The sequence below is a fragment of the Streptomyces sp. MnatMP-M17 genome (assembly GCF_900091995.1).
Taxonomy (GTDB): Bacteria; Actinomycetota; Actinomycetes; order Streptomycetales; family Streptomycetaceae; genus Streptomyces.
In genome coordinates this window covers 1-2,123 of sequence record NZ_FMDK01000577.1, presented here as the reverse complement: position 1 = coordinate 2,123, position 2,123 = coordinate 1, and the positions used below count along the sequence as shown (strand labels likewise).

At 71.9% G+C, this 2,123-nt stretch carries 3 protein-coding genes; all 3 read right to left on the bottom strand.

Annotated elements, in window-relative coordinates; all coding sequences use genetic code 11:
* The coding region (locus tag GA0115259_RS24780) for an acylphosphatase (protein WP_141716679.1) at window positions 1-590 on the bottom strand (590 nt) is incomplete at its 3' end.
* Entirely contained in the window at window positions 587-1,387 is an 801-nt protein-coding gene (hypB, locus tag GA0115259_RS24775) for a hydrogenase nickel incorporation protein HypB (RefSeq protein ID WP_093601133.1), read from the bottom strand. The genes GA0115259_RS24780 and hypB, both read right to left, overlap by 4 nt.
* Window positions 1,371-1,793 carry a hydrogenase maturation nickel metallochaperone HypA/HybF gene (locus tag GA0115259_RS24770; protein ID WP_093601131.1) on the bottom strand — a complete coding sequence of 141 codons (423 nt, stop codon included), beginning with the start codon at window positions 1,791-1,793 and terminating at the stop codon, window positions 1,371-1,373. Before GA0115259_RS24770 ends, hypB begins: the two co-directional genes overlap by 17 nt.
* Window positions 1,794-2,123 lie beyond the last annotated feature (330 nt).

Here is a 2,123-nt window from a genome sequence, read left to right as displayed (position 1 = left end):
TGACAGGCGACCGGCTGGGCGTGGAAGCGCCGGTCGGCGGGATCCTCGTACTCGCGCGCGCAGTCGGCGCAGAGCGGAAAGCCGGCCATGGTGGTCCGGCTCCGGTCGTACGGCAGCCCGGTGACGACCGTGAAGCGCGGGCCGCAGTGAGTGCAGCAGATGAAGGGATGGCGGTAGCGGCGGTCGGCGGGATCGGCCAGCTCGGCGAGACAGCCGTCGCAGGTCGCCATGTCGGGAGAGACCAGGGTGCGTCCCGGGCCGCCGGACGAGGGACGGATGGTGAACCCGCTGCCGCCGACGGCCGGTACGGTCCTGTGCCGTACGGACTCGACGACCGCGAGCGGCGGCGCGCAGGTGGCCAGCCGCTCGCAGAACGCCGCGACGTCCTGAGGCGGTCCCTCGACCTCCGTGCTGACGCCTTCGGCGCTGTTGGTGACCCAGCCCGTCAGCCCGAGCTCGGTGGCGAGCGAATGGACGAACGGGCGGAAGCCGACGCCCTGCACCACTCCGCGTACGAGGACATGGCGGCGCTCGCGAGGAGCGGGAGACGAGGTGAGGACGGTGGTGCCGGTGGTGACGCGTCCGCTCATGGCGCCTCTGCCGTGCCGCGGACGGCGGACGGTGCGGGACGGCTGTGGCTGTGGCCGAGGCCGTCGGCGTGGCTGTGGCCGTGGTGCGGGTCCTCGGCGTGGCCGTGGTGCTGACGGGCCAGCACCGGCCGGTGTACGGGGACACCGGCCGCGCAGCCCAGGATGAAGGCGAGCAACTCGTCGACACCGGCGCCGGTCCGGGCCGAGGTCTCCAGCACCGGCACTCCCGGATTCACCTGGCGGACATTCCGGTGGAACGCCGTCCCGTCGAACTCGACGGCCTCCGCGATGTCCGTCTTGGTGATGACCACGAGCTGGGCGAGGCCGAACGCCGTGGGGTACTTGAGCGGCTTGTCCTCGCCCTCGGTGACCGAGCCCAGCACGATCCGCAGGCTCTCCCCGATGTCGTACGAGGCGGGACAGACCAGATTGCCGACGTTCTCCACGAAGAGCACCCGGGTCTCCCGAGGCAGCCAGCCGTCGAGATGCCCGCGGAGCATGTCCGCCTCCAGATGGCAGAGTCCGTCCGTGAGCACCTGCTTGACGGGAGCGCCCGCGCGCGCCAGCCGCCGGGCGTCGTTCTCGGTGGCCAGATCGGCGGTGATCGCGGCCACGGCGGTGCCCGCCGCGACGGCCCGGGAGAGCAGCCCTTCCAGCAGGGCCGTCTTGCCGCTGCCCGGGCTGGACAGCAGATTCACCTCGACGGTGCCCTGGGCGGCGAGATGCTCGCGCAGCGCCAGGGCACTGGCGTCGTTCTCGGCCAGTACGGCCTGGCGCAGATCAACGACTCGGCACATGGGGGGCCTCCTCGGGCGTACCTCGATCGTCACCGCTGTCCGGGCGGCGCGCATCCGAGGAATCCGCGAGGACGACCTCGGCGATCTCCAGTTCCCGGCCCGAGAGCAGCTCGCCCAGAGGCCGCGCGCAGTCGGCGCACCAGAGCAGCGGCGGCACTCCCACCTCGCTCTCCCGGCCGCAGCCGGCACAGCGGGCCACACCGGGAACGGTGTCCATCTCCAGCCGGGCACCGGCGAGTACGGTGCCCTCGCTCGCCAGACCGAACGAGAACCGCAGGGCCTCCGGCACCACGCCCGCCAGTTCACCGATCCGCAGCCGCAGCGAGGTGACCTGTCCGCCGCCATTGGTACGGACGGCTTCCTCCACCTGGGCGACCACGGCGGTCGCGATGGACAGTTCATGCACGGGTCTCACCTCGCTGCCAAGGCCCGGGCGCTCGCCGCCGCGTCGGTGGACGACGGCTGGCCGGTGTGGTCGGGCGTGGTTAGCGTGGGACCGGGGTGAGCGGCACCGTTGCACGGCCACATGTCGAAAGGCCATATGTCGCACGGCCATATCAGGAGAGCGCAGCCATGACGACGCACGACACCGAACGACGGGCGCTGATGAATCCCGTGATCCTGCTGCTGCTCGCCGAGCGGCCGGGCCACGGATATGAGCTGACGCAGCGCCTGGGCGCCTTCGGCTGGGCCGAGGCCGAGTCCGCGCATGTGTACCGGCTGCTGCGCGGCATGG